Here is a 24,928-nt window from a genome sequence, read left to right on the forward strand (position 1 = left end):
CGCGTTCTGACGGTGGTGGATCTCGATACGCCCGCTCCGCGGGCTACTCGATCAGCATGGTTCTCCCCTACGTCTCAGGTGATCTTTCCGAGGACGCTGGTGGATCTCGGTGCGCCCGCGGTGCGGGATCCTCGATCAGCATGACTGCCCGATGCGCGGGCTGCTCGATCGGCAAGCGACGGGGTCAGCTCGCGGTCAGGGCGTCGCGGAGGCGGACGCGGGAGCCCATCCGCAGCAGCGAGTTGGTGTAGATGCGGCTGGCGACGGCCATCACGGCCGCGGTGGCGACGACGAGGAGGCCGAGCGAGACCAGTGGCTCCCACCACTCCGCCTCGCCGAAGAAGAGCCGCACCGGCATCGCGACGGGGGCGCTGAAGGGCACGTAGGACAGGATCGTCATCACCAGCGGGTTGTCGCCGAAGATGACGACGCCGAAGTAGGGCACCATCACGAGCATCATCGCGGGGGTCATCACCGAGCCGGTGTCCTCCTGGCGGGAGACGAGCGCGGCGCCGGCCGCGAAGACGCTCGCGACCAGGACGAAGCCGAAGACGAAGAACACCACGAACCAGATCAGCGGCGCCGACAGCAGGTCGAGCAGCTCGGTCTGCCCCGTCACGGCGAGGCCGAGTGCCGACGCGGCGGCGATCGCGGCGGCCGTGCCGACGCCGATCACCGAGTTGCCGAGGATCTTGCCGGCCAGCAGCGCCCGGGCGGGCACCGCGGCGAGCAGGATCTCGACGATGCGCGACTGCTTCTCCTGCACCGTGTTCTGCATGATGGTCGCGCCCGAGCCGAGCACGGCGAGCATGAACACCAGCCCGAACGCCAGTCCGATCAGCGTCCGCAGGCCCGAGGGCGTCTGCGAGGGCTCGAGCAGCTCGACGGCGGGGCTGACGGACAGCGCCGAGACCAGGCCCTCCGGCGCCTCGTCGAGGGCGAGCACCGAGAAGCCGATCGCGTCGTCGCTCGGGACGAGCGCGGCGTCGACGTCGCCGGCGCGCACCAGCTCCTCCGCCTCCGCGACACTCCCGACCTCGGTGACCTCGAGGGCGTCGGCGGCGGCCAGCGAGGACGCCGCGGAGCCGACGACCGCCACGGGGGTCGCGTCGGCGGTGCGGCTGCTCAGCACGTTCCCGAGAACGATCCCGCCGATGACCAGTACGAGCGTGATGACCGTCGAGACCAGGAACGCCTTCGACCGGATCTGGGAGAGGATCTCGCGCTCGGCGACCAGGAGCGTCGCGCCCCAGGTACTCAGCCGGCCGTCCTGGGCACCGGCACCGGTGCCGCTCGTGCTCCTCGTGCTGCTCGTCGTCATCGGACCGCCTCCGTCTTCTTCTCGGCGCCCGCGGGCGCGCTCACCACGATGTCCCGGAAGATCTCCCCGAGGGTCGGCCGCACGGGCCGGAACGACGCCACGGTGCCGCGCTCGACGGCGGCCCGCAGCACGGCGTCGGCCGCCGCCCGGTCCGCGTGGAAGAGCACCGACGTGCCGGCCAGCTCCGCGACCTCGACGCCGGGGACGCCGCGGACCCAGCCCGCGTCGCCGTCCGTCTCGAGCGACCAGCGGTCGCCGGAGTACTGCTCGCGCAGCGCCTCGCGCTCGCCCGCGGCCTTCACCTGCCCGCCGGCGATGATCACCAGGTCGTCGCAGAGCCGCTCGACGACGTCCAGCTGGTGCGAGGAGAACAGCACCGGGATGCCCCGGGCGGCGTGCTCGGCGATGACCGTGACGACGTCGTCGACGGCGAGCGGGTCGAGCCCGGAGAACGGCTCGTCCATGATCAGCACGTCCGGGTCGTGCACGAGGGCGGCCGCCACCTGCACGCGCTGCTGGTTGCCGAGCGAGAGCGCCTCGAGCTTGTCGCGGCGGCGCTCGATCAATCCGAGGCGCTCGAGCAGGTCGTCGGCCCGCTGGACGGCGGTGGCCTTGTCGATGCCGTGCAGCCGGGCCAAGTACGCGAGCTGCTCGCCGATCTCCATCTTCGGGTAGAGGCCGCGCTCCTCCGGCATGTAGCCGAAGCCGTGCAGCGCGGCCTGGCCGACCGGCGCGCCGTCCAGGGTCACCTCGCCGGAGTCCGGCCGCAGGACGCCGAGGATCATCCGCATGGTCGTGGTCTTCCCGGCGCCGTTCCCGCCGACGAAGCCGGTGAGCCGGCCCCGCCCGACATCGAAGCTGACGTCGTCGACGGCGCGATGGGCGCCGAAGCTGCGACTGATGTTCTGCACGCTGAGCATGCGACCTCCTCGGATCCGACTGACTCCTCCACGCTAGGGAGGGCGCGTCTCCGGCACCTCCGGCGCGGGCGTGAACGGCGGTCTCCGCCTCAGGACGGAGGAGCCTCCGACGGCCGCCGCGGGTCGACCAGGCCGGAGCGGTAGGCGAAGGCGACGGCCTGCACCCGGTCGCGCAGCGACAGCTTGGTGAGCACGTTCGAGACGTGCGTCTTCACCGTCGCGCGGCCGACGACCAGCAGCTCGGCGATCTCGTCGTTGGAGAGCCCCTGCGCGAGCAGGCGGAGCACCTCGGTCTCGCGGGCGGTCAGGTTCTCGGGCGCGGTGCCGGACTGCGCGCCGTGCCCCACGGGCGGCTGCGCGAGCGGCGTGCGCTCCCGCTCGCGGGCGACGGCGCGCTCGATCACCGCGCGGGTCAGCTCGGGCGCGAGCAGGGCGTCGCCCGCCGCGATCGCGCGGACGCCCGCGACGAGGCGCTCCGGCGGCGAGTTCTTGAGCAGGAAGCCGCTCGCGCCGGCCTCGAGCGCCGCCAGCAGGTAGTCCTCGCGCTCGAAGGTGGTCAGCACGAGCACCTGGACCGTCGCTCCGGGCTCCGCGAGGATCAGCCGGGTCGCCTCGAGCCCGCCGATCCCGGGCATCTCCACGTCCATGCAGACGACGTCCGGCCGGGTGTGCGCCACGATCTCGACGGCCTCCTCGCCGCTGGAGGCCTCGCCGACCACCTCGATGCCGGGCTGCAGCGAGAGGATCGTGCGGATGCCCTGCCGCATCAGCGCGTGGTCGTCGACGAGGACGACGCGCACGCCGCCCGCAGCGCCGCTCAGGCCCTGACCCCCGCTCATGCCCGGACCGCCAGGGGCACGGTGACGCGGACGACCCAGCCGGAGTCGGCCCGCGGCCCCGCCTCCACCGCGCCGTCGAGGGTCGCCGCGCGCTCGCGCATCCCGAGCAGGCCGAGTCCGCCGCCGCGTGGGCGCGGACCCGGCCGCCCGAGTCCGTCGTCGGCGATCTCGAGCTCGACCGAGCCGCCCTGGTAGCGCAGGTGGACACGCGCCCGAGTGCCGGGGCCGGCGTGCTTGAGGACGTTGGTGAGCGACTCCTGCGCGATGCGGTAGAGGTTCAGACCCACCAGCGCGGGCAGCTCGACGGGCTCGCCGACCACCTCGAGCGTCACGCGCAGGCCGGAGGACTCGGCGTCGCGGACCAGCGCCGGCACTCCGCTCAGATCGAGTGAGGCCGTGACCGGGTCGAGCGCGGACTCCTCGTCGCGGAGGGTGCCGAGGAGCTGGTAGAGCTCGCCGACCGCCGCGCGGGAGGTGCCCTCCAGCGCCTGGAGCTGCTCGTGCGCCTTCGCGGGGTCGGCGTCGACGAGCATCCGCGCCGCTCCGGCCTGGACCCCCATCAGCGAGACGTGGTGGGCGACCGCGTCGTGCAGCTCGCGCGCGATCCGCAGCCGCTCGATGGTGATCGCCTGGCGGGCGACGGTCGACTGCTCCTCCTCGAGCTGCCGGGTGCGCAGGTCGGTGAGGGCGCGCTGGCGGGCCGAGGCCCAGGCGTGGTCGCCGAACCACCAGGCGCCGGCGAAGTAGAGGACGTTGATCAGGATCTGCTGGAGCATGTAGGCCGCGATCGGCGTGAGCGCGCCGATCCCGGCACCCTCGAAGTCGAGGTCCTGCGTGCTCGCGCGGAAGAAGGTGATCAGCAGCCAGACCGCCATCACGGCGACCAGCACGCCGCGCGCCCAGCCCGCCCGCGTCCGGTTCTGCTCCCAGGCGCCGACGCTGTAGAGCGCCATGAACAGCGCGATGTTGCTGATCGTCAGCTCGGGCACCTTCAGCTCGCCGACCAGCAGGAACGCGGCCCCGATGACGGCGAGGACCGCGACGGGCGCCGTCCGCCGGAACGCGAGCGGGAGGACGACGACGGCGAGCACCGCGGCGCTCAGCGCGGGCGACGCGGGATCGGTGAACAGCCCGATCGCGCGGCCGAGCACCAGCGAGAGCACCGCGGCGCCGAAGAGCACGGCGGCGGTCGCGACGTCGGCGCGGCGCTGGTCGGGCGTGGCGGGAGTCCGGCGCCAGGCGCGGGAGTCCGGGGCGGCAGTCACCCCGCCAATCTAGCCGCGGGGCTCAGGCGTGCGGGTGCGGGTGGGTCCGCTCGAGCGCGGCGCCCTCCAGGTCGACGTCCGGCAGGAGCCGGTCGAGCCAGCGGGGGAGCCACCAGGCGGAGCGGCCGAGCAGGTGCATCAGCGCCGGCATCAGCAGCATCCGGACGACGAACGCGTCGAGCAGGACGCCGAAGGCCAGGCCGAAGCCCATCGAGCGGATGATGGTCGACTCCGAGAAGATGAAGCCGCCGAAGACCGCCACCATGATCAGCGCCGCCGCGATCACGACCGCCTTGCCGGCCTGGAAGCCCTGGGCGACGGCGAGCCGCGCGTTCGCGCCGTGCACGTAGGCCTCGCGCATTCCCGAGGCGAGGAAGAGCTGGTAGTCCATCGCCAGCCCGAACAGGATGCCGACCAGGATCACCGGCAGGAAGCTCAGGATCGGCCCGGTCGAGTGCAGGCCGATCAGGTCGGCGCCCCAGCCGAACTGGAAGACCGCGACGATCAGCCCGTAGGTCGCGAACAGCGACAGGATGAAGCCGCCGGTCGCGATCAGCGGCACGAGCAGCGAGCGGAACACCAGGATCATGATCAGCAGCGAGAGGCCGACGACGACCGCGAGGTAGGTCGGCAGGACGTCGTTCAGCCCCTCGGAGATGTCGATGTTGGTGGCCGCCTGGCCGGCGACGCCCAGGACGATGTCGTCGTCCACCGGCGGCAGGGCGCGGAGGTCCTGCACGAGGGCCTCGGTCGAGGCGCTGTTCGGGCCCTCGGTCGGCAGCACCTGGAAGGCGAGCAGCGTGCCGTCGTCGGAGGCGGCGACGGGCGCCACGGCGACGACGTCGTCCTGCTCGGCGATCGTCCGGGCGACGTCGACCTGGGTGGCCAGGAGCGCGTCGTCGGCGACCCCGCCGGGGACCGACGCGGTCACGAGCAGCGGGCCGTTCGCGCCGGCGCCGAACTCGTCGCCGACGATCTCGAAGGTGCGGGCGCTCGTGGAGCCCTCGGGCTCGCTCGCGCCGTCCGGCAGGCCGAGGCGCATCGAGAGCGCGGGGATCGCGATGACGAGCAGCACGGCGACGGTGCCGACGACGGTGAGGACCGCGCGCAGGGTCGACATCGGCGCGACCGTCTTGACCGCCGCGTGGTGCACGACGGCCGAGCGGGCCTTGCGACGCAGCAGCCGGGTGCCGAGCAGGCCGAGGATCGCCGGGGCGAGCGTGACCGCGATCAGCACGGCGACCGCGACGCAGACGGCGCCGACCGTCCCCATCAGGCCGAGGAACGGGATGCCGGTGACGTTCAGGGCGAGCAGCGCGACGACGACCGTCGAGCCGGCGAAGACGACGGCGGTGCCGGAGGTGCCGTTGGCGAGGCCGATCGACTCGCGCACCTCGACACCCGAGAGCAGCTGCTTGCGGTGCCGGTTGACGATGAAGAGGGAGTAGTCGATGCCGACCGCGAGGCCGAGCATCACGCCGAGGACCGGGGTGACCGAGGCCATGTCGATGACGCCCGAGAAGGAGAGCGAGGCGGTGACGCCGACGCCGACGCCGACGAGGGCGGTGACGATCGGGAGCGCGGCCGCGACGAGCGAGCCGAGCATCACGATCAGGACGACACCGGCGAAGACGAGGCCGACCGCCTCGCCGACGCCGAAGATCTGCGGCACGCCCTGGGCGAGGTCGGTCGCGAACGTGACGTCGGCGCCGGCGACGGGTGCGGACTCGAAGTGGTCGATGACGCCCTGCTTGACCTCCTCCGGCAGCTCGAGGCGCGGCTCGGTGAAGGAGACGTTGACGATCGCGGTCGAGCCGTCCGCCGAGACGACGCCGATGCCGTCCGCGAGGGCGAGGAGCTCCTCGCCCTGGTCGAGCGGGGCCGCGCCCGCCTCGAGCTCGGTGCGCGAGGCATCGAGGGCGGCCTGCTGCGCGGTCAGCTCGGCCTGCTGGGTGTCGAGCTGCGCCTGCTGGGCGTCGAGGGCGGCGAGCTGCTGCGCCGGAGCGCCGGCGGCGACGGCCTGCTCGCGGGCCGCGGTCAGCTGCTGCTGGCCTGCGGTGAGCTGGGCCTGGCCCGCGTCGAGCTGCGCCTGCCCGGCATCGATCTGCTCCTGCCCGGCCTGGAGCTGCGCCCGGCCGTCGGCGAGCTGCTGCGCGCCGTCGAGCTGCGACTGGCGCGCGGCGAACGGATCGACGACGGCGGCGACGCCCTCGAGGTCCTCGGCGGAGGCGGCCAGCGCCGAGATCGCCGACTCCTGCTCCGCCGTCAGCGCGGAGCCGTCGGCGGTGCGGTAGACGACGGTGCCGGTGCCGCCGGCGGTGTCCGGCAGCTTCTCGGCCAGCTGGTCGGTGACGGCGCCGGACGCGGTGCCCGGGATGTCGAAGCTGTTGGTGAGCGTGCCGCCGACCGCGAGGAAGGCGCCGACCGCGACGCCGAGGATCACGACCCAGGCGACGATCACCGCCCAGGCGCGGCGAGCGGCGAAGGTGCCCAGACGGAACAGCAGGGAGGCCAAGGAGATGTCCGATCGAGAGGAGCCCGCGAGAGGTGGCGGCAGCGGTCGCTAGATCATACGGTACGTCTCGTCTAGCGCCGCTGTACACTCGTCGCATGACGGAGCACCGGAGCGGACCGGTCCGCAGCGCCGCGGCACGAGAGTCGGTCCTCGAGGCGACCGCCCGGCTGTTCCTGCAGCGGGGCTGGGACCACCTCACGATGGAGGGCATCGCGAAGGACGCCGGGGTCTCCAAGCAGACCGTCTACCGCTGGTGGCCCTCCCGCGGCGCGCTGATCGCGGACTGCATGATCGAGGGCCGGCTCGTCGCGATCGAGGTGCAGCTCCCTGACACCGGCGATCTCCGCCGCGACCTCGGGGTGTGGCTCGCGCCGATCCTGGAGCTCGCGGGCAGTGAGCCCGGCGCGTCGCTGGTGCGCTCGCTGATCGCGGCCGGCGCGGAGGACGCCGCCGTGGGGGAGCGACTGGGCCGCGCGTTCGGCGTCGACCAGACGCTCTCGGACCGCTTCGCGAAGGCGGTCGAGGCGGGGCAGCTCCCGGCCGACGCCCCGGTCGACGAGCTCGGGCTCTCGATCCTCGGGGCGATCGTCCTGCCCGTCGTCGGGCGTCGGCCGCTCGTCGCGGCGTCCGTGCTCGGGCACGTCGACTTCCTGCTCCGGCCGCGCGGCTGAGGCGGCGGTCGGAGCAGGCTCACATCGGGATCAGGCTCACGTCAGGATCAGGCCCAGGCCCAGGAGGCGAGGACCGACTCGGCGACGGCCTCGCGCTGGTCGTCGTCCACGGTGGGGCTGAACGAGAAGGTGACGACGTAGGTCTGGCCCTCGTCGGTGACGTAGTACTGCTCGACGGCGTAGCTGGTGCCCGACGCGCTGAGGTTCGCGCTGAGGTGCGCGGACTCGGCTCCGGCGACGACGACGCGGTCGTTCGCCTCGACGTCGGTCGCCCCGGCGTTCTCGAGCTCGGTGACGCCGGCGCCCTCGACCTGCTCGGCGGAGACCTCGCCGGCGGGGCTGAGCACGACGTTCACGTTGTCGGCGAAGCCGTCGGTGTCGGTGAGGTCGGCGGCGAGGGTGTCCGCGCCCATGCTCGCGGGGTCGGCGTCGGGGGTGCCCCAGCCCTCGGGCACGGAGTAGGAGTAGCCGTCGCCGGTGATCGTGTCGCCGGTCGCGGCGGCCGTGTCGATGGTGTCGGCGTCGCTGCCGGAGTCGGTGCCGGCGGGGGAGGAGCAGCCGGCGAGGAGGACGAGGAGGGCGGCGGCGGCGGTGGTGGTGGCGCCGAGGCGCGCGGGAGCGCCGTGGCGCGTGATTCGTGACATCCCTGCACGCTAGCGACGCCGACCGGGCCGCCGCATCCCCCTCGCCGGGGACGACGGCGCCCCGACTACGCTGGTGGCCCTATGGCATCCGACAGCGAACCCTCCGTCACCCTCACCGATCCGCTCGAGGAGCGCCTGCGCGCCCAGGTCGCCCGCGAGGGCGAGCGCGCGGTCGCCCTGCGCTCGGCCGCGCTGCTGACCGGCGGCTACGAGGGCGAGGCCTTCCTGCTCACCGTCGGCGGCGAGCACGCGGCGGGCGTCCTGCAGGGGGCGCCCTCGCTGTACTGGCCGGAGCTGTGGGGCGCGCGCGCCCTGCTCTACGTCTGGGACGACACCGCGGCCGACGCGGTCCTCGCCGGGCTGGCCAACCCGGCCTGGCGCGTGCGCGAGATGTGCGCCCGGGTCTGCGCCGAGCGGGTCCTCGGCGGGCAGAAGAAGCTGGCGCGGCTCACCACCGACGAGCACGCGCGGGTCCGCGCGGCCGGTGCGCGGGCGCTCGTCGCCGCCGCGGTCGCCGGGATCGGCTCGGGGCGCGACGCGAAGGGCGAGTTCGCCGCGAGTGTCGAGCAGACGCTGACCTCGATGGTCCGCGACCCGGACAAGGACGTGCGGCGCGACGTGCGGGCCGCGCTGGACCAGCTCCGCGACGCCCGCCGCTGAGGAGCCTCCCCCCGGAGGCGCTGCTCAGCCGCCGACGTGCGAGCCGAAGCCGGACTTGCCCGTGCCGCCGAAGCCGCCCGCGAGGGTGGACTTCGAGCCGGGAGTCGCTCCCGCCGGCGCCTTCTGCACCACGTCGGGCTGGGTCGCCCCGCGCGCCGCGAAGCCGCCGCTCGTGACCGGGGCCCAGCTGGTGGCGCGGGTCGAGTTCCAGCGCGACGACGCGAAGATCAGCGGGCCGACCCAGAAGCCGCCGGCGTAGTGCCCGCGGTACTCGTCGGTCGCCTCGCAGAGCTGCTCGGGATCGTCGCCGACCTCCTCGCCCTGGGCCTGCAGCTGCGCGATCTGCTCCCGGACGTCCGCCAGGCAGTCCTCGCGGCTCGCGTAGACCGGGCGCTCGGCGTTCTCGGGGATGACGTAGTCCTGGCCGTCGGCGCCGGTGGTGACCACGCCGTCGGTGGAGGGGTTCGCGGAGTTGAGCGCGACGGCGAGACCGAGCACGCCGACGGCGACCACGCCGCCGATCACGAGCCCGCGGCGCTTGGAGGCGATGCCGCTGATGCCGACGTCGCCGGAGCGGCGGCGGGTGCGGGTGGTGCCCGGGTCGCCGGCGGGGGAGTCCTGCGGAGCATCCTGGGGGCGGTCCTCGGGGCGGTCGTCGGGGGTGGTCATCGGGTCTCCTCGTCCTGCGGGCGGTTCTCCCGCGCGTCCTGGGGTCGGGCGTGCTCGGGGCGGCCGAAGACGGGCTCGTCGCGGGGGGTCCGGCCCTCCTCGATGAAGTGCGGCACGAACTCGGCGAGGTCCCCGGTGATCGGTCCGCCGGTCTCGCGCACGTCGATGCCGGCCGGCGTCTCGCCGACGATCCAGCTGCCGATCACGACCGTCCGGCCGTCGATCCGGGCGAGGTCGGCCCGGGCCTGGTGCACGAAGCCCTCCTCGCCGTAGGCGCCGCCGTTCTCCGCGACCACCGAGCCGTCCGCATCGAGGATCGTGACGTTCGCGCCCTCCCGGCCCAGCCTGGGCTTGCGCACCTGCGCCGTGCCGACGAGCGGCTCGACGGAGGCCGTGAGCAGGTTCGGGTGGCCCGGGAACAGCTCCCAGAGCACCACGAGCAGCTGCTTGTTGCTGAGCAGCAGCTTCCAGGCCGGCTCGACCCAGCGGGTGCGCTCGCGCCGGTCGAGCAGCAGCCCACCGAACTGCTCGCCGAGCATCCACTCCCAGGGGTAGAGCTTGAAGATCCGCCGGATCGGCTCGCCGTCGGCGTCGAGGAAGCCGGCGCCGTCGAGCTCGTAGCGGATGTCCTCCACGAAGATCAGCTTCGGGTCGAACCCCGCCTGCGCCGCGGTCTCGGCCATGTAGGCGACGGTGTCCGCGTCCTCGACGATCAGCTCGCCGTCGCCGGAGTCGTGCAGCGAGGCGAGGTGCAGCCGCGCGCCCTCGTCCAGCTGCCAGCGGTCGACGCGGAGGTGCCGCCACTGCTCGACGAGCTGCTCGTGCAGGCCGTTGAACTGGTCGGCCTCGGGGCCGCGCGTCTCCTCCAGCCACTGCCACTGCGCGGCGGCCGTCTCGACCAGCGAGGTCGGGGTGTCGGCGTTGAACTCGAGGAGCTTCACCGTGCCCTCGCCGTCGTAGGCGAGGTCGAACCGCCCGTAGACCGTGGGGTCGTCCTCGTCCCAGGAGGTGCGGACCAGCTCGTGGAAGCGCTCCGGGATGCCGAACTCCGCGAGGCGGCCGGTGCGGACGACGTGCTCGCAGGCGTCCATGCAGCGGTCGAAGAGCTCCTGGGTCGCCGTCTCGAGCAGCTCGATCTCGGCGAGCGAGAAGCCGTAGGCCGCGGACTCGTTCCAGTAGGGCCGGCCGCCCTCGGAGGGGAGGTCGTAGAAGCTGAAGCCGACCTCGTCGCAGCGGGCTCGCCAGTCGGGACGCGGGGTCAGGCTGTGTCTGCGCATGGGGAGGTCAGTCTACGACCGACCTCCGACACGCCCTCGAGGACGGTCGCACTGGGCCGCGCACCGCGGCGGGTCAGAGGTAGTCGACGCCGTAGAGGTCGTCGTAGTCCGGCGCCGCGTCGCCGTGCGGGGCCGTCGGGAGCGGAGCCTCGTCGTGCAGCTCGAGCACGACCGAGCTGGCTGCGGTGAGCAGCACCTCGACCCGCCCGCCGAGCACCGTCGTGAGGGACAGGAAGGCCGGGGCGGTGCGCATCGCCTCGAGCACGTCCTGCTTCGTCCGCTCCATCGTCGCGTCCGCGGCGAGGAGGTACGTCCGCTCGGACACCGTCACCTGCAGCATGGTTCCCCCGTCTCGTGGAGCCTCTCGGCCCGGTTCCTCAGCGTACGGAGCGGAGCGGATCGGGATGACCGCGTTGACCGGCCGACGGCCGTCGGCTAGGGCGCGCTCCCGCGGCCGGTGCCAGCGGGGGGCCGGGGCGGTGATCCTCATGCGCTGTCCCGCCACTCCGGCCACGGCGTGACGACCGTCATCGGATCCGCGGCACCCGCACCGCCCGGGCCTCCGCCGGCGGGGGACAGCAGCTCCGCCAGCCGCAGCGCCGCCGCCCGGGCGATCAGCGCGCGGTCGATGGTGAGCGAGGTCAGGCTCGGGAGCATCGCCGCGCCCAGGCTGAGGCCGTCGATCCCGGCGATGCGGACGTCGCGCGGCACCTCGAGCCCGAGGCGGCTCGCCCGCTGCAGGGCGCCGAGCGCCATCATGTCGTTGAACGCGATGACGGCGTCGACCTCGGGGTGCGCGGCCAGCAGCTCGCCGAAGGCGTCGGCTCCGCCCGCGATGGTCTCGCCGCCGGTCGCGACGAGCGCGGCCTCGCCGGGCGCGAGGCACTCCTCGAACCGCAGCCGGCGCGCACTCGGGGCGTACTCGTCCGGCTCGGCGTGGTCGAGCATCCCGATGGTGCACGCCCCGCGCTCGCGCAGCCCGGCGACCAGCGCGCGCATCCCGGGTGCGAAGTCCACGGCGATGGCGTGCACGCCCGGCAGCTCGTCGTCGCGCTCGATCAGCAGGACCGGCACCCCGCGCGCCGCCCGGCGGATCGACTCCAGGCTCTCCCGGGCGAGATAGCCGACGATGACGTCGACCTGGGTGGCCAGGTCCGCCACGATCTGCTCCTCGGACTCGTTCGTCTCGGCGACGACGACGACCTGCCAGCCGCGTGCGGCGAACTCCTCCAGCAGGTCGGCGGCGAGGTCGGTGTAGTACGGGTTCCGCAGCGAGGTGATCACGAGGCCGACCGCGATGCTCTTCTGCCGGGCCATGTTGGCGGCGAACCGGCTGGGGACGTAGCCGAGGGCCTCGCTCACGGCGAGCACGCGCTCGCGGGTGGCGGCGCTGATCTCGGACATCCCGTTCATCGCGCGCGTCACGGTCTGCCGCGAGACGCCGGCCTCCCGGGCGACGTCGCGGATGGTGGCGCGGCGACCCGGCTGGTCTCTCGGCGGACGAGGGGGCATCGGCGGTTCGCCGGAGCGGTCCACGGCGGCCCTCTCTTTCTCAGTCTCGTCTGGCAACACGCATGTGGCGACAGCGCCTCGCGTCTTCAACGACAGCTGCCTTGACAGGTCGACGGCCGCCAGCTTAGCGTGTGGGCACTCGTGGTCCGTGACCGTTCACGTGAACGGTCACGGTCACGATCACCGCGCTCTACTGCCCCGCTCACCCTTCGATGGAGAAGAACACCATGCCCCTCGTCTCGAACACCCTGGTCCGGCGATCGCTCGCCGGAGCGACCGCGCTCGCGCTGACGGCGGGCCTGGCGGCCTGCACCGACAGCGGTCCGGCCGCCGACGACGGCGCCGTCGACGTCCTCGTCGCGCAGAGCACGGCGCAGGTGCCGGTCGGCGAGACCCCCTGGGCCGCTGCGCTCGCGGCCGAGACCGGCTGCACGGTGAACTGGAACTCGATCGACGACACCGCGTGGAACCAGCAGAAGAACCCCTCGCTCGCCGCAGGGGACGTGCCCGACATCGCGCTCCGCGCCGTCGGCACCAACGACGCGGTGCAGTACCCGGGCCTCTTCGAGGACATCGCGCCGCACCTGGACGACCTGCCGAACGTGCGGCGGTTCTTCGAGGAGAAGCCCGAGGCGCGCCGGCTGGTCGAGAACGAGAAGGGCGAGATCCACTCGCTCTCCTCGTCCCGCGGCAGCGGCTACCGCGGCTCCGGTCAGCACATGATGATCAACCGGGCCTGGCTCGACGCCCTCGGCCTCGAGGTCCCGCGGACCTGGGACGAGCTGACGACGGTGCTGCAGGCGTTCAAGACGCAGGACCCGAACGGCAACGGGCAGGCGGACGAGGTGCCCTTCAACATCCGCCGTCTCGAGACGGCCGGCTTCGGCTGGTACAGCCCGTTCCTGCTGCTGAACTCCACCGGCATCGCGACCTCGTTCAACAAGGGTCCGTCGGCGCAGGGGATCCACGTCTCCGACGGACGGGTCGCCAACTTCCTGGTCTCGGACGAGTACCGCCGGGTGGTGGCGTACCTGCACGAGCTGCTCGCGGCAGGCCTCATCCCGGCCGACGCGCTCACCAAGGACGATTCGGCGTACTACGCCGCTCAGGCGGGGGACGGTAAAACCGCGCAGATCGGCCTGATCTTCGGCTGGTCGCTCGCCGACTTCGGGGATCTCCGCGACCAGTACGTGGCGATGCCCGCTCCCGCCGCCTCCGCGAGCATGTCCGCCGAGGACGTGGTCTGGGACGGCTCGGACAACGAGTTCGAGGGCGGGAAGCTCGCCGTCTCGGCCGCCGCCGCGGGCGACGAGTGCGTGTGGAAGGTGGTCGACGCCCTCTACAGCGAGAAGTACTCGATCCAGCAGTTCACCGGATCGATCCCCGAGTTCGTCACCGACGACGGCGACGGCACGTACTCGGTCACCGAGGCGTACCGGGCCGCCGTCGCGGACGGTCGCGACCCCGCGCTCGCCGACCGCCTGGCCGGCTGGATCCCCGACTCCGTCACCCTGAACGGGGACTGGAACCGCGACGACCTCCGTGAGGTGGACGACGTCTACACCGAGCAGTACTCGCACTACGACCACGTGCGCGACCTGATGCCCGACTACGTCCGGCTGACCGCCGAGGACGCGATCACCGCCGCCAACAACGACACCGCCGTGCTCAACTACGCGCTGCAGAAGACGTCGCAGTGGATCGCGGAGGGCGGAGTCGACGAGGAGTGGGACGAGTACGTCGCCCAGCTCGAGTCGGTCGGCCTCGTGCAGAACGTCGAGCTCTGGCAGAAGGCCTACGACCTCGCCACCGCGGCGTCATGACGCGGACGGCTCTCGACGCGTCCGCGGCCGGGGCACCCGTCGCCCCGGCCGCGGGGGCGACACTCCCGGTCCCGATCCCGCCCCGGCCGCTGCGCGCGCTCCGCAGCGTGCGGAACCAGTGGCAGCTCTGGCTGATGGTGCTGCCGGCGCTGGTCTTCACCGCCGTCTTCGCCTACGTGCCGCTCTACGGGCTCCAGCTCGCCTTCCGGACCTACGTCCCCGCGCGCGGGCTGAGCGGGGGCGAGTGGGTCGGCCTCGACTACTTCGTGCAGTTCTTCGAGTCGCCGCTGTTCTCGACGATCGTGCTGAACACCGTGCAGATCAGCCTCTGGACGCTCGCGATGGGGTTCGTCGCGCCGATCGTGCTGGCGCTGCTGATCAACCAGATCAGCGCCGGCCGCCTCAAGAGCTTCGTGCAGACGATCACCTACATGCCGCACTTCATCTCGGTCGTGGTGATCGTCGCGATGATCAACATCTTCCTGCGGCCGGAGAACGGGCTCCTGGGCCGGTTCCTTCCGGGTCAGAACCTCCTCGCCGAACCGGACGCCTTCTCGGCGATCTACTGGGTGAGCGAGGTCTGGCAGCACTGCGGCTGGAACGCGATCATCTACCTCGCCGCGCTCTCGACCGTCGACACCTCGCTCTACGAGGCCGCGAAGATCGACGGCGCCGGGCGGCTCCGGCTCATCCGCTACGTCGACATCCCGACGATCCTGCCGACCGCGGCCGTCCTGCTCATCCTCAACATGGGGTCGGTGCTGAGCGTCGGCTTCGAGAAGGTCTACCTGATGCAGAACTCGCTCAACCTGTCGTCTGCGGAGGTCATCGCGACCTACACCTACAAGATCGGCATCCTCAGCAACCAGTTCTCGTACTCCACCGCCATCGGCCTCTTCAACACGGTGATCAACTTCACCCTGCTGATCGTGGCCAACCAGCTCGCCAAGCGCGCCACGGGTTCCAGTGTCTTCTGAGCGCGGAGGGTCTTCCGAGCGCGGAGGGTCGTCGGAGCGCGGCGGGCCGAGCCGCCGCTGGGACCCCTGGACCCCGAGGGAGAGGACGTCCATGACCCCCGGACCGGACACCCGCGGCATCGCCGTCGCCGACGCCCGGACCGGCGGCGGCGCACCCCTTCTGCCGCGCCGACGGCGCCGGACGGTGCCGAAGCGGCCGCTCGACCGGGTGATCGACGCCGTCGCCGGCCTCCTGATCGCGATCGTCGTGCTCGCCGTGCTCTACCCGCTCTGGTTCATCGTGGTGGCGTCGTTCTCCGATCCGGGTGCGGTCTCCTCGGGGCGGCTCACGCTGATCCCGGAGGGGTTCCGGCTCTCGGGCTACGAGCGGCTGCTGCAGGACGAGCGGATCTGGAACGGCTACCGGAACTCCGTCGTCTACGCCGTCCTCGGGACGGCACTGAACCTGCTCGTCACGATCCCGGCGGCGTTCGCGCTCTCCCGGCCCGAGTTCCGGCCGCGGCGGGTGCTGCTGCTGGTGTTCGCGGTGACGCTGTTCTTCTCCGGCGGACTGATCCCGAACTACCTGCTCTACCGCGATCTCGGGCTGCTGAACTCGATGTGGGTGTTCGTGCTTCCCGGCGCCCTCAGCGTCTTCAACCTGATCATCGCCCGGTCGTTCTTCGAGACCTCGATCCCCGAGGAGCTGCACGACGCGGCCCGCATCGACGGGGTGACCTACCTCGGCTTCTTCCTGCGGATCGTGCTCCCGCTCTCCGCCGCGATCATCGCCGTGATCGGGCTGTACTACTTCGTCGGGCACTGGAACGACTACTTCACGGGCCTGGTCTTCGTCCGCGACGCCTCGCTCCTGCCGCTGCAGAACGTGCTGCAGAGCATCCTGCTCGCGAACCAGTCGGTCGCGGGCCAGGGCGGCAGCGGCGGTCAGTCCGCGCAGCAGTTGCAGGAGACCGCCGACCAGATCAAGTACGGCGTGATCATCGTCTCGACGCTGCCGCTGCTGGTGCTGTACCCGTTCCTGCAGCGCTACTTCGACAAGGGCGTGCTGGTCGGGGCGGTGAAGGGCTGATGGCGTCGCTCGCCGAGCGGTACGAGGCGGCCTGCCGGGTCGTGCTGCTGGTGCTGGTCGTCTCGGCGGCGATGCTGCTCTTCACACTGCGCGGCGCGGTGGTCGCCGGATTCTTCCCCGCGGTCGCCGCCGCGCACGCGGTGCACCGCGCCCGGCTGCTCGACGCGGACGGTCCGTGGTCGCTCCGGCAGACCGCCTCGCTCTTCGCGCGGTCCTGGCGCGACGAGTTTCCGCGCGCGAACCTGCCGGGGTACGTCCTTCTCGGCGTCGGCGCGGTCCTCTGGGTCGACCACCGGATCCTCGGCGGCGTCGAGGTCGACGGACTCGGTGTCGCGGTGACCGGTGTCCTCCTCGTGGTCTCGGCCCTCTTCGCGGTGTTCGCTGTGGAGTTCTGGGTGGTCCGCGCGCATTTCGCGGAGCGGACGCGCTGGCAGCTGCGCACCACGGCGCAGCTGCTGCTCGCGCGGCCGCTCTGCACCCTGATGCTGGGCGCGGTGCTGCTCCTGCTGCTGGCGCTCGCGACGAGCCTCCCCGGGCTCGGCCTCGCGGCCGCCGGGGCCGTCCTCCCGTTCGCCGCGACCGCCGTCGTCGCCGCCTTCGGCCGGCTGCCCGGCCTCAGCCGATCGGCGGCTCGGTGCTGAGGGAACGGACGCGGCGTCGCCCCATGATGCTGGTCGAGCAGCCCCGCGCGGGCGTATCGAGACCCGCCGTCGGCAGCAGGGCGGTCTGCAGACTCGTCTTCTGACGCTGGTGGGTCTCGATACGCCGCTCCGCGGCTACTCGACCAGCATGTGTCGGCGGCGGTCAGAAGCGGGGCGGGAGGGCGGCGAGCAGCGAGTCGGGCTGCACGGGGAGGTCGCGGACGCGGACGCCGGTGGCGTGGAAGACGGCGTTGGCGACGGCCGCGGCGGTGCCCACGTTGCCGATCTCACCGATGCCCTTGCCGCCCATCGGGGCGAGGTGCGGGTCCTCCTCGTCCAGCCACTCCGCGCGCAGGTCGACGACGTCGGCGTTCGCCGCCACGTGGTAGGTCGCGAAGTCGTGGTTGGCGTAGTCGCCGAGCACCGGGTCGAGGGCGCCGTGCTCGTGCAGCGCCATCGAGAGGCCCATGGTCATGCCGCCGAGGAACTGCGAGCGGGCGGTGCGCGGATTGAGGATCCGGCCCGCGGCGAAGACGCCGAGCATCCGCGGCACCTGGATCTCGCCCGAGTCGAGGTCCACCCTCGCCTCGACGAAGTGGGCGCCGTAGGCGTAGCGGGCGAAGTCGCCCATTCCGGCGACGTCCTCCGTGGTGTCGACGACGACGTCGAGGCCCTCCGGAGGCAGCGCCTGCCCGTCGGCCAGCAGGGCGAGCAGGCGGTGGCAGGCCTTCGTGACGGCCCAGCCCCACGATCCGGTGCCCGAGGAGCCGCCGGCGACCGGGCCCTGCGGCAGCGCGCTGTCGGCGATGACGATCTCGATCCGGTCGACCGGCACGTCCAGCGCGTCGGCGGCGACCTGGGTGAGCACCGTGCGGGCGCCCTGGCCGATATCGGTCGCGTTGACCCCGATCACGAAGCGGCCGCCGGGCAGCGCGGTGGCCCGCGCTCCGCTCGGCGAGGTGAGCACGGGGTAGGTGGCGCCCGCGACCCCGGTGCCGACCAGCCAGCGACCGCGGCGGTCCCTGCCTGCCCGCGGATCGCGGCTCTCCCAGCCGAACAGCTCCGCTCCGCGGCGGAAGCACTCGAGGTAGTGCCGGCTCGAGAACGGCGAGCCCGAATCGGGGTCGACGTCCGGCTCGTTGCGCACCCGCAGCTCGATGGGGTCGATCCCGGCGGCGACCGCGAGCTCGTCCATCGCCGACTCGAGCGCGTACATGCCGGGGCACTCGCCCGGCGCGCGCATCCAGCGCGGCGTCGGCACGTCGAGCGCCGCGACCCGGTGGGTGACCAGTCGGTTCGGCGCCGCGTAGAGATGGCGGGTGGCCTCCCCGGTCTGCTCGGCGAACTCCTGGATCGTGGAGGTGTGCGAGAACGCCTCGTGCGCGATCGCGGTGAGACGCCCCTCCGCGTCGGCCGCGAGCCGGACGTGCGAGATCGTCGGCGTACGGTAGCCGGCCAGCGCGAACATCATCTGCCGGGTGTACGCGATCTTGATCGGCCGGCCGGTGATCAGCGCCGCCATCGTCGCGAGCACCACGTTCGGCCGCGGCGAGCCCTTCGAGCCGAAGCCGCCGCCGACGTGCTCGCTGCGCACCCGGATGACGGAGGGATCGAGCGAGAACAGCGTCGCCAGGGTCGACTGCACCGAGCTCGTTCCCTGCGAGGAGTCGAGGACGTCGAGGCGGCCGTCGGCCCAGGTGACGGCCGAGGCGTGCGGCTCCATCGGCGAGTTGAACAGCGCCGGCGTGGAGTAGCGCGCGTCGATCGAGACGGCCGCCGCCGCGATCGCCGCGTCCACGTCGCCGTCGGAGCTGTCGGTCGGGAAGCCGGCGTTGACCTGCTCCGGCGCGTAGAGCTTCGGCTGGTCCTCGGTGAGCACGACGTCGGTCCCGGAGTCGACGTACTCGACGTGCAGCGCGGCGGCGGCCTCGCGGGCGGTCTCGAGCGTGTCGGCGAGGACGAGCGCGATCACCTGGCCGCGGTAGGCGACCGCGTGCGACTGCAGCACCTGCAGCTCGCCGTCGTCCGCGTCCTCGAGGGGCAGCGCGGAGTCGGGGGTGATCACCGAGTGCACGCCGGGCAGCGCGAGCACGGCGTCGACGTCGATGCGCCGCACCATGCCCGTCGCGACGGCCGACTGCACCGGCCAGGCGTGCAGCAGACCCTCCGGCGAGTGCTCGAAGGCGTAGCGGGCCGCGCCGGTGACCTTGTCGCGGCCCTCCAAGCGGGCCAGCGGTGTGCCCAGCGATGTGCCCAGAGCCGTGCCGAGCGCGGTCATGCCGCCACCTCCTCGTCGAGTCCGGCGAGCTCGGCGAGGACGCCGACGATCAGCCGCGTGAGCAGCGGGACCTTGAAGGCGTTCTGCTCGGTCGGCGTCGCGGCGGCGAGCTCCGCCGCCGCCGCACGCGTGAACGCCTCGACGGTCGCGGGGCCGCCGCTGAGCAGGTCCTCCGCGATCCGCGCGCGCCAGGGCGCGTGCGCGACCGCGCCGAGGGCGAGGCGGACGTCGGTCACGGTCCCGTCGGTGACCTCGAGCGCCGCGGCGACCGAGCCGAGCGCGAAGGCGTAGGAGCGGCGGTCGCGGGCCTTGCGGTAGGTGGAGGTCGCGGCGAACGGCAGCGGCGGCAGCTCGACGGCGGTGATCAGCGCGCCGGCCGGCAGGTTCGTGTCCCGCTCGGGGTGCTCGCCGGGCAGCCGGAAGAAGTCGGTCATCGGCAGGCTCGCCGGACCGTCGACGGTCTCGAAGCGGACGACGGCGTCGAGCGCGGTGAGGGCGACGGCCATGTCGCCGGGATGGGTGGCGATGCAGACGTGCCCGGGGTCGGCGTCGGTGGCGATGCCGAGGATCGCGAGCTCGCGGGAGACGCCCCTCAGCGCGGAGCAGCCGGTGCCCGGCTCGCGCTTGTTGCACGGCTTCGAGACGTCGGTGAAGGAGGTGCAGCGCGTGCGCTGCAGCAGGTTCCCGCCGGTCGAGGCCTGGTTCCGCAGCTGGCCGGAGGCGCCGGCGAGCAGGGCGCGGCTGAGGGCCGGGTAGCGGCGCCGGACGAGCGGGTGCGCGGCGAGGTCGCTGTTCGCGACTCCCGCGCCGATCAGGAGTCCGCCCGCGGCCGTCTCCTCGACGCCGCCGAAGTCGACGCGGCTGACGTCGACCAGCGCGGCGGGGCGCTCGACGCCGAGCTTCATCAGGTCGACGAGGTTGGTGCCGCCGGCGAGCGGCTTCGCCTCGGGGGACGCGGCGAGCAGGCGCACGGCGTCGGCGACGTCCGCGGCCCGCTGGTACTCGAAGGTCCTCATCGCGCGGTCTCCGTCTCGCTCGGGTGCTCCGCCGCGTCGTGGACGGCGGGCACGATGTTGGCGTAGGCGCCGCAGCGGCAGAGGTTGCCGCTCATCCGCTCGCGCACCTCCTCGTCGTCGAGGACGACGTCGTCGTCGGTGCTCAGCTCGGCGGTGACGTGGCTGGGCATGCCCGCGCGCGCCTCGGCGAGCATCCCGACCACCGAGCAGATCTGCCCCGGCGTGCAGTAGCCGCACTGGTAGGCGTCGCGCTCGAGGAACGCCCGTTGCACCGGATGCAGGTCGTCGCCGTCGGCCAGGCCCTCGATCGTGGTGACCTCGCGGCCGTCGACCGACACCGCCAGCACGAGGCAGCTGTTGGTCCGGCGCCCGTCGAGCAGCACGGTGCAGGCGCCGCACTGGCCGTGATCGCAGCCCTTCTTCGAGCCGGTGAGGTCGAGCCGCTCCCGGAGCAGATCGAGGAGGGTGGTGCGGTTGTCGACGTCGACCGCTCTCGACTCGCCGTTCACGGTGACGTCGATCGCGGTCGACGGCACGGACCTGGTCTCGCTGCGCTGCGCCATGGCTGAAAGCTACCCGCGGGAGAGGCCGCACGAGGGGGCCCTTCTCGGGCAGGCTGCGGAGGGCTACCCTCCGCCCGCCGATACGCGCGCTGGGTAGAGCGCGACCGCCTCCGGATCGATCACGAAGTCGACCTCGTCGTCGATCCCCGCGCCGAGGGCGGCGAGCTGCGCGGGGGAGAGGTCGGCCGCGATGCCGGCGGCGCGCACCCGCACGAGGTCGCCGCGGCGCTCGAGGTCGCGGATGCGGGCGCGGACCCGGCTGGCGGCCGGCGCCCCCGGCAGGGCCGGCGCGACCGTCACGGAGGCGGGCCGGAACGCGGCCGCGACCCGCGCGCCCGCGGCGACGGAGCCCGCCGCCCGCAGCTCGACGCCGTCGTCGGTCCGCAGCCCGGTGCCTGTCGCCGTGCCCGTCAGCAGATTGAGCGCGGCCAGCTCAGCGGTGAAGGGGCTCTGCGGCCGCTCCAGCACCTCGTGGGTGGGGCCGTCCTCGATCACCCGCCCGCCGTGCAGCACCACGACGCGGTCGGCGAGCGTGTAGGCGTCGAGCACGTCGTGGGTGATCAGGATCGTGGTCCGCCCGGGCAGGACGCGGCGCAGCATCCGCCGCAGCAGCGGGGCGACCGCGACGTCCAGCGCCGCCATCGGCTCGTCGAGCAGCAGCAGCTCCGGACTCGGGGCGAGCGCCCGGGCGAGGGCCACCCGCTGCGCCTGCCCGCCCGAGAGCTGTGCTGGGCGGCGGTCGGCGAGGTCGACGGCGTCGACGGCCTCGAGCCAGGTGCGCGCCGTCTCGGCCGCTGCGGAGCGGCCGGCGCCGGTGCTGCGCGGGCCGAAGGCGACGTTGTCGAGCACGCTGAGGTGCGGGAAGAGCAGCGGGTCCTGGGCGAGCAGCGCGACGCTGCGGCGGTGCGGCGGCAGGTGCACGCGGCGGGCGGAGTCGAACAGGGTCGCTCCGGCCAGGACCGCGCGTCCGTCGTCGGCGCGGAGCAGGCCGGCGAGCAGCCCGACGAGCGTGGACTTGCCGGCGCCGTTCGGGCCGAGGACGGCCGTGGTCGTCCCGGTCTCGACCCGCAGCGCGACGTCGACGCCGCGGGCGTGCAGCCGCGCGTCGATGTCGAGCGTCACGGGCGCACCTCCGCTCGGGCGGCGCGGGGCCGGCGGTGCGCCAGCCCGATCACGAGGACCGCGACGACCACCAGCACCAGCGAGAGGGCGACCGCGGCGTCCGGGTCGGTCTCGCGCTGCAGGTAGATCTCGAGCGGGAGGGTGCGGGTGACGCCCTGCAGGCTGCCCGCGAAGGTCAGCGTCGCGCCGAACTCGCCGAGCGCGCGGGCGAAGGAGAGGATCGCGCCGGAGAGCAGCCCGGGCAGGATCAGGGGCAGGGTGACCCGGCGCAGCACGATCGAGGGCCGGGCGCCGAGGGTCGCGGCGACGCTCTCGTAGCGGTCGCCGGCCGAGCGGAGCGCCCCCTCGAGGCTGAGCACGAGGAACGGCAGGGCCACGAAGGTCTGCGCGAGGATCACCGCGGTGGTGGAGAACGCGATCCGGATCCCGAGCGCCTCGAGGGCGCCGCCGAGCAGGCCGAGCCGGCCGAAGGTGTAGAGCAGGGCGATGCCGCCGACCACCGGGGGCAGCACGAGCGGGAGCAGCACGAGGGCGCGCACCAGGCCCTGGCCGGGGAAGAAGGTGCGCGCGAGGGTGAGCGCCATCGGCACGCCGATCACGACGCAGAGTGCGGTGGCGGCGGCGGCGGTGCGCAGGCTCAGCAGGAGCGCCGCGATCGAGGAGTCCGAGGTGATCAGCGGGACGAAGCCGGCCCAGTCGACGCGGGTGAGGACGCCGACCAGCGGCAGCAGGACGAAGGCGCCGCCGACGACCGCGACGGCGACGACCCAGCGGGGAACTCCGGCGGAGAGCGTCACCGGCCGGCGGGTCACGGGCGAGCGGGTCACGGGCGAGCGGGTCACGCCTTCCCGCTCGGGGTCTCCACCACGACCATCGTCGCCTTGACGATGGCGATCGCGGGCGAGCCGGGCTCGAGGCCGAGCTCGCGGACGGCCTCGGCGGACATCAGCGAGACGACGCGGTGCGGGCCGCACTGCAGCTCGACCTGGGCCATCACGGTGTCCGAGACGACCTCGGTGACGATGCCGACGAAGCGGTTGCGCGCCGAGCGGCCCACCTCGCTCGGGTCGACGGGGAGGATCGCGTTCTGCCGGGCGAGCCGGGCGAGGTCGAGCCCCTCGACGACGCTGCGGCCGGCGGCGTCCTTGCTGCTCGCGAGGGTGCCGTTCTCGATCCAGCGGCGGACGGTGTCGTCGCTGACGCCGAGGTAGTCGGCGGCGTTCCTGATCCGGATCTGCGGCATGGTCAGGGTGCTCCTGTCTCGGGGGCCCCGAATCCGGCAGCGGCGAGGACACGGCGGCCCTCGTCGCCGGCCACGTAGGCGGTGAAGGCGGCCGCGAGGTCCGGGTTCGCGGAGCCGGCGACCGGGGCGATCGGGTAGGTGTTCACGGCCTGCGACGACTCGGGGAACGCGATCCCGGTCACCGCGTCGCCGGCGGCGGCTACGTCGGTGACGTAGATCAGGCCGGCGTCGGCCTCGCCCGAGGTGACCTTGCCGAGGACGTCGGTGACCGACGACTCCTCGCTGACCGGCTGGAGGTCGACGCCGGTCGCGGTCTCCAGGGTGACCGTCGCCGCGCCGCACGGGACCTGGGCCGCGCAGACGACCGTCTTCACGCCCTCGCGGGCGAGGTCGGCGAACGAGGCGATCCGCGCGGGGTTGGCCGGCGGGACGGCGATCTCGAGGGTGTTGGTCGCGAAGTCGACGGGGTCACCGGCGACGAGGTCGGCGTCGGTGAGCTTCGCCATGTTCTTCTCGTCGGCCGAGGCGAACACGTCGGCGGGGGCGCCGTTGGTGATCTGGGTCACCAGGTCGGACGAGCCGGCGAAGGTGAGCTCGACGGCGGTGCCCGGGTTCTTGGCCTCGAAGGCCGTCGCGATCTCGGTGAAGGTGCCCTTCAGCGACGCGGCGGCGTAGACGGTGATCGAGCCGGAGAGCGCGCCCGGGGAGCCGGTCGCGGCGGGCGTCGCGGAGGCGGAGCAGCCCGCCAGAACGAGGACCGCGGACGCGGCGGCGAGGGCCGCGGCGGCGGTGCGGGGGAGTGGCATGGGAGGGACCTTCCGGCATGCGCAGAGCACGGACGATCTCCGCATTTGCGTCTTCAGCCACACCATAGTGCCGCAGACCGGGGACCACATGCTGATCGAGTAGCCCGCACAGCGGGCGTATCGAGATCCACCCGCCCGGCAGGGCCGGGTCTCGATACGCCGCCGACGGCGGCTACTCGACCAGCATGAACCGCTCGACCGACAGAGGTGGGTCCACCGGGAGGAGGCACCGCAGAACCTGCTGGTCGAGTAGCCCCGAAGGGGCGTATCGAGACCCACCCCGCCACGGACGGCGGTCGCATCCGCTTCCGCGGGCTCAGTGCTGCGGCGTCAGCACGTCCGCGTAGCGCTCGCTCGGGTCGAGGGCGAGGCCGGGCTTGACCGCGCGGGCGACATCGTCCGCGAGGACCTCGGCGGCGCCGCGCTCGAGGCCGTCGAGGGCGGCCGTCACGATCGCCTCGGGGCTCGACTTCGGAGCGTCCGACCACGAGGCCATGTCGGTGTCGACGAGGCCCATGTGCAGGCCGAGCACCTGGGTTCCCTGTGGGGCGAGGGCCAGGCGCAGGCCGTCGGTGACGCTCCAGGCCGCGGCCTTGGACATCGAGTACGACTCCGAGCCCGGGAACGAGACGAAGGCGGACACGGAGAGCACGTTCAGCACGGCGCCGCCGCCGGCCCGGCCGAGGCTCCCGGCGAAGGCGCGCGCGAGCATCAGCGGCGCGAAGGCGTTGGTCTCGACGGTGCGGCGGATCTCGTCGAGGTCGCCGGTGACGAAGTCGACGGTGGGGGCGATGCCGGCGTTGTTGACGACGATCGACACGTCGCCGAGGGTCGCCGCGAGCTCGGCGATGCGGTCCTGATCGGTCACGTCGAGCGCGATCGGCACGATGCCCGGCGCGGCGGCGATCGTCGAGGCGTCGCGCGCCGCGGCGTAGACGGTGCGGGCGCCGCGCGCCGTCAGCTGCCGGACGAACTCGGCGCCGATGCCGCGGTTGGCGCCGGTCACGAGCACGACGGAGTCCTGGATCTGCATGGGAGTGCCTTTCTGTAATGGTCGATAAAGAACTGGTGCGACGCACGCTAGCACGTTCCGTAGC

Annotated in this window: 24 protein-coding genes; 6 read left to right on the forward strand and 18 right to left on the reverse strand. The window is 73.1% G+C overall.

The window, feature by feature from the left end; translation table 11 throughout:
- Nucleotides 1-184: 184 nt before the first annotated feature.
- From C1I64_RS05925 to C1I64_RS05945, 5 genes are all read right to left on the reverse strand, one after another.
- Entirely contained in the window at nt 185-1,321 is a 1,137-nt protein-coding gene (locus C1I64_RS05925) for an ABC transporter permease (protein ID WP_127886529.1), read from the reverse strand.
- The gene (locus C1I64_RS05930; protein WP_127886530.1) at nt 1,318-2,241 is read right to left on the reverse strand and encodes an ABC transporter ATP-binding protein; all 924 of its coding nucleotides are present in this window, start codon (nt 2,239-2,241) and stop codon (nt 1,318-1,320) included. The genes C1I64_RS05925 and C1I64_RS05930 overlap by 4 nt, the downstream gene beginning before the upstream one ends.
- 89 nt (nt 2,242-2,330) lie before the next feature.
- Entirely contained in the window at nt 2,331-3,080 is a 750-nt protein-coding gene (locus C1I64_RS05935) for a response regulator (RefSeq protein ID WP_127886531.1), read from the reverse strand.
- Nucleotides 3,077-4,345: a sensor histidine kinase gene (locus C1I64_RS05940; protein ID WP_127886532.1), complete on the reverse strand. Its 1,269-nt coding sequence runs from the start codon at nt 4,343-4,345 to the stop codon at nt 3,077-3,079. Before C1I64_RS05940 ends, C1I64_RS05935 begins: the two co-directional genes overlap by 4 nt.
- 22 nt (nt 4,346-4,367) lie before the next feature.
- The gene (locus C1I64_RS05945) at nt 4,368-6,860 is read right to left on the reverse strand and encodes an MMPL family transporter (RefSeq protein ID WP_127886533.1); all 2,493 of its coding nucleotides are present in this window, start codon (nt 6,858-6,860) and stop codon (nt 4,368-4,370) included.
- Nucleotides 6,861-6,955: 95 nt separating this feature from the next.
- Here C1I64_RS05945 and C1I64_RS05950 point away from each other — a divergent pair, with 95 nt between their 5' ends.
- Complete coding sequence (locus C1I64_RS05950) at nt 6,956-7,531, forward strand: TetR/AcrR family transcriptional regulator (RefSeq protein ID WP_127886534.1); 576 nt, start codon at nt 6,956-6,958, stop codon at nt 7,529-7,531.
- A 47-nt stretch (nt 7,532-7,578) separates the two neighbouring features.
- Here the strand turns inward: C1I64_RS05950 and C1I64_RS05955 are convergent, their stop codons facing one another.
- Nucleotides 7,579-8,175: a hypothetical protein gene (locus tag C1I64_RS05955; protein WP_127886535.1), complete on the reverse strand. Its 597-nt coding sequence runs from the start codon at nt 8,173-8,175 to the stop codon at nt 7,579-7,581.
- Between the two features lie 81 nt (nt 8,176-8,256).
- Here C1I64_RS05955 and C1I64_RS05960 point away from each other — a divergent pair, with 81 nt between their 5' ends.
- Entirely contained in the window at nt 8,257-8,835 is a 579-nt protein-coding gene (locus C1I64_RS05960; RefSeq protein WP_164874455.1) for a HEAT repeat domain-containing protein, read from the forward strand.
- Between the two features lie 24 nt (nt 8,836-8,859).
- On the opposite strand, the gene C1I64_RS05965 is transcribed toward C1I64_RS05960, so the two are convergent.
- The 4 genes from C1I64_RS05965 to C1I64_RS05980 form a co-directional block, all read right to left on the reverse strand.
- Nucleotides 8,860-9,504 carry a hypothetical protein gene (locus C1I64_RS05965; RefSeq protein ID WP_127886536.1) on the reverse strand — a complete coding sequence of 215 codons (645 nt, stop codon included), beginning with the start codon at nt 9,502-9,504 and terminating at the stop codon, nt 8,860-8,862.
- Nucleotides 9,501-10,781, reverse strand: a complete 1,281-nt coding sequence (locus C1I64_RS05970) for a glutathionylspermidine synthase family protein (protein ID WP_127886537.1) — start codon at nt 10,779-10,781, stop codon at nt 9,501-9,503. The genes C1I64_RS05965 and C1I64_RS05970 overlap by 4 nt, the downstream gene beginning before the upstream one ends.
- A gap of 73 nt (nt 10,782-10,854) precedes the next feature.
- Nucleotides 10,855-11,112, reverse strand: coding sequence for a hypothetical protein (locus tag C1I64_RS05975; protein ID WP_127886538.1), 258 nt, complete (start codon nt 11,110-11,112; stop codon nt 10,855-10,857).
- Between the two features lie 155 nt (nt 11,113-11,267).
- Nucleotides 11,268-12,293: a LacI family DNA-binding transcriptional regulator gene (locus C1I64_RS05980; protein WP_127886539.1), complete on the reverse strand. Its 1,026-nt coding sequence runs from the start codon at nt 12,291-12,293 to the stop codon at nt 11,268-11,270.
- Nucleotides 12,294-12,520: 227 nt separating this feature from the next.
- Here C1I64_RS05980 and C1I64_RS05985 point away from each other — a divergent pair, with 227 nt between their 5' ends.
- From C1I64_RS05985 to C1I64_RS06000, 4 genes are all read left to right on the forward strand, one after another.
- Complete coding sequence (locus C1I64_RS05985; RefSeq protein ID WP_208645090.1) at nt 12,521-14,116, forward strand: extracellular solute-binding protein; 1,596 nt, start codon at nt 12,521-12,523, stop codon at nt 14,114-14,116.
- A complete protein-coding gene (locus C1I64_RS05990; RefSeq protein WP_127886540.1) occupies nt 14,113-15,093 on the forward strand; it encodes an ABC transporter permease in 981 nt (326 codons plus the stop codon). The genes C1I64_RS05985 and C1I64_RS05990 overlap by 4 nt, the downstream gene beginning before the upstream one ends.
- Before the next feature lie 91 nt (nt 15,094-15,184).
- Entirely contained in the window at nt 15,185-16,162 is a 978-nt protein-coding gene (locus C1I64_RS05995; RefSeq protein ID WP_127886541.1) for a carbohydrate ABC transporter permease, read from the forward strand.
- Nucleotides 16,162-16,803, forward strand: coding sequence for a YesL family protein (locus C1I64_RS06000; protein WP_127886542.1), 642 nt, complete (start codon nt 16,162-16,164; stop codon nt 16,801-16,803). Before C1I64_RS05995 ends, C1I64_RS06000 begins: the two co-directional genes overlap by 1 nt.
- Nucleotides 16,804-16,966: 163 nt before the next feature.
- Here C1I64_RS06000 and C1I64_RS06005 read toward each other — a convergent pair whose 3' ends face one another.
- The 8 genes from C1I64_RS06005 to C1I64_RS06040 form a co-directional block, all read right to left on the reverse strand.
- Entirely contained in the window at nt 16,967-19,081 is a 2,115-nt protein-coding gene (locus tag C1I64_RS06005; RefSeq protein ID WP_127886543.1) for a xanthine dehydrogenase family protein molybdopterin-binding subunit, read from the reverse strand.
- The gene (locus C1I64_RS06010; RefSeq protein ID WP_127886544.1) at nt 19,078-20,097 is read right to left on the reverse strand and encodes an FAD binding domain-containing protein; all 1,020 of its coding nucleotides are present in this window, start codon (nt 20,095-20,097) and stop codon (nt 19,078-19,080) included. The genes C1I64_RS06005 and C1I64_RS06010 overlap by 4 nt, the downstream gene beginning before the upstream one ends.
- Nucleotides 20,094-20,660: a 2Fe-2S iron-sulfur cluster-binding protein gene (locus C1I64_RS06015; protein WP_127886545.1), complete on the reverse strand. Its 567-nt coding sequence runs from the start codon at nt 20,658-20,660 to the stop codon at nt 20,094-20,096. Before C1I64_RS06015 ends, C1I64_RS06010 begins: the two co-directional genes overlap by 4 nt.
- Nucleotides 20,661-20,723: 63 nt before the next feature.
- Nucleotides 20,724-21,782, reverse strand: coding sequence for a sulfate/molybdate ABC transporter ATP-binding protein (locus C1I64_RS06020; RefSeq protein ID WP_127886546.1), 1,059 nt, complete (start codon nt 21,780-21,782; stop codon nt 20,724-20,726).
- The gene (locus C1I64_RS06025; RefSeq protein WP_425272896.1) at nt 21,779-22,624 is read right to left on the reverse strand and encodes an ABC transporter permease; all 846 of its coding nucleotides are present in this window, start codon (nt 22,622-22,624) and stop codon (nt 21,779-21,781) included. The genes C1I64_RS06020 and C1I64_RS06025 overlap by 4 nt, the downstream gene beginning before the upstream one ends.
- Nucleotides 22,621-23,025, reverse strand: a complete 405-nt coding sequence (locus C1I64_RS06030) for a TOBE domain-containing protein (RefSeq protein ID WP_123703707.1) — start codon at nt 23,023-23,025, stop codon at nt 22,621-22,623. Before C1I64_RS06030 ends, C1I64_RS06025 begins: the two co-directional genes overlap by 4 nt.
- A 2-nt stretch (nt 23,026-23,027) precedes the next feature.
- The gene (modA, locus tag C1I64_RS06035; RefSeq protein WP_127886547.1) at nt 23,028-23,831 is read right to left on the reverse strand and encodes a molybdate ABC transporter substrate-binding protein; all 804 of its coding nucleotides are present in this window, start codon (nt 23,829-23,831) and stop codon (nt 23,028-23,030) included.
- 316 nt (nt 23,832-24,147) lie between these two features.
- Nucleotides 24,148-24,864: an SDR family oxidoreductase gene (locus tag C1I64_RS06040; protein ID WP_127886548.1), complete on the reverse strand. Its 717-nt coding sequence runs from the start codon at nt 24,862-24,864 to the stop codon at nt 24,148-24,150.
- Between the last annotated feature and the right edge of the window lie 64 nt (nt 24,865-24,928).

Source organism: Rathayibacter festucae DSM 15932 (genome assembly GCF_004011135.1).
GTDB lineage: Bacteria > Actinomycetota > Actinomycetes > Actinomycetales > Microbacteriaceae > Rathayibacter > Rathayibacter festucae.

Bases quoted from the DNA above. Each gene is read 5' to 3' on its own strand.
- C1I64_RS05965 (WP_127886536.1), bottom strand. From the start codon at position 9,504: ATGACCACCCCCGACGACCGCCCCGAGGACCGCCCCCAGGATGCTCCG.
- C1I64_RS05925 (WP_127886529.1), bottom strand. From the start codon at position 1,321: ATGACGACGAGCAGCACGAGGAGCACGAGCGGCACCGGTGCCGGTGCC.
- C1I64_RS06030 (WP_123703707.1), bottom strand. From the start codon at position 23,025: ATGCCGCAGATCCGGATCAGGAACGCCGCCGACTACCTCGGCGTCAGC.
- C1I64_RS06010 (WP_127886544.1), bottom strand. From the start codon at position 20,097: ATGAGGACCTTCGAGTACCAGCGGGCCGCGGACGTCGCCGACGCCGTG.
- C1I64_RS05990 (WP_127886540.1), top strand. From the start codon at position 14,113: ATGACGCGGACGGCTCTCGACGCGTCCGCGGCCGGGGCACCCGTCGCC.
- C1I64_RS05960 (WP_164874455.1), top strand. From the start codon at position 8,257: ATGGCATCCGACAGCGAACCCTCCGTCACCCTCACCGATCCGCTCGAG.
- C1I64_RS05985 (WP_208645090.1), top strand. From the start codon at position 12,521: ATGCCCCTCGTCTCGAACACCCTGGTCCGGCGATCGCTCGCCGGAGCG.
- C1I64_RS05930 (WP_127886530.1), bottom strand. From the start codon at position 2,241: ATGCTCAGCGTGCAGAACATCAGTCGCAGCTTCGGCGCCCATCGCGCC.
- C1I64_RS05980 (WP_127886539.1), bottom strand. From the start codon at position 12,293: ATGCCCCCTCGTCCGCCGAGAGACCAGCCGGGTCGCCGCGCCACCATC.
- C1I64_RS05995 (WP_127886541.1), top strand. From the start codon at position 15,185: ATGACCCCCGGACCGGACACCCGCGGCATCGCCGTCGCCGACGCCCGG.
- C1I64_RS06005 (WP_127886543.1), bottom strand. From the start codon at position 19,081: ATGACCGCGCTCGGCACGGCTCTGGGCACATCGCTGGGCACACCGCTG.
- C1I64_RS05935 (WP_127886531.1), bottom strand. From the start codon at position 3,080: ATGAGCGGGGGTCAGGGCCTGAGCGGCGCTGCGGGCGGCGTGCGCGTC.
- C1I64_RS05955 (WP_127886535.1), bottom strand. From the start codon at position 8,175: ATGTCACGAATCACGCGCCACGGCGCTCCCGCGCGCCTCGGCGCCACC.
- C1I64_RS05970 (WP_127886537.1), bottom strand. From the start codon at position 10,781: ATGCGCAGACACAGCCTGACCCCGCGTCCCGACTGGCGAGCCCGCTGC.
- C1I64_RS05950 (WP_127886534.1), top strand. From the start codon at position 6,956: ATGACGGAGCACCGGAGCGGACCGGTCCGCAGCGCCGCGGCACGAGAG.
- modA (WP_127886547.1), bottom strand. From the start codon at position 23,831: ATGCCACTCCCCCGCACCGCCGCCGCGGCCCTCGCCGCCGCGTCCGCG.
- C1I64_RS06015 (WP_127886545.1), bottom strand. From the start codon at position 20,660: ATGGCGCAGCGCAGCGAGACCAGGTCCGTGCCGTCGACCGCGATCGAC.
- C1I64_RS06000 (WP_127886542.1), top strand. From the start codon at position 16,162: ATGGCGTCGCTCGCCGAGCGGTACGAGGCGGCCTGCCGGGTCGTGCTG.
- C1I64_RS06040 (WP_127886548.1), bottom strand. From the start codon at position 24,864: ATGCAGATCCAGGACTCCGTCGTGCTCGTGACCGGCGCCAACCGCGGC.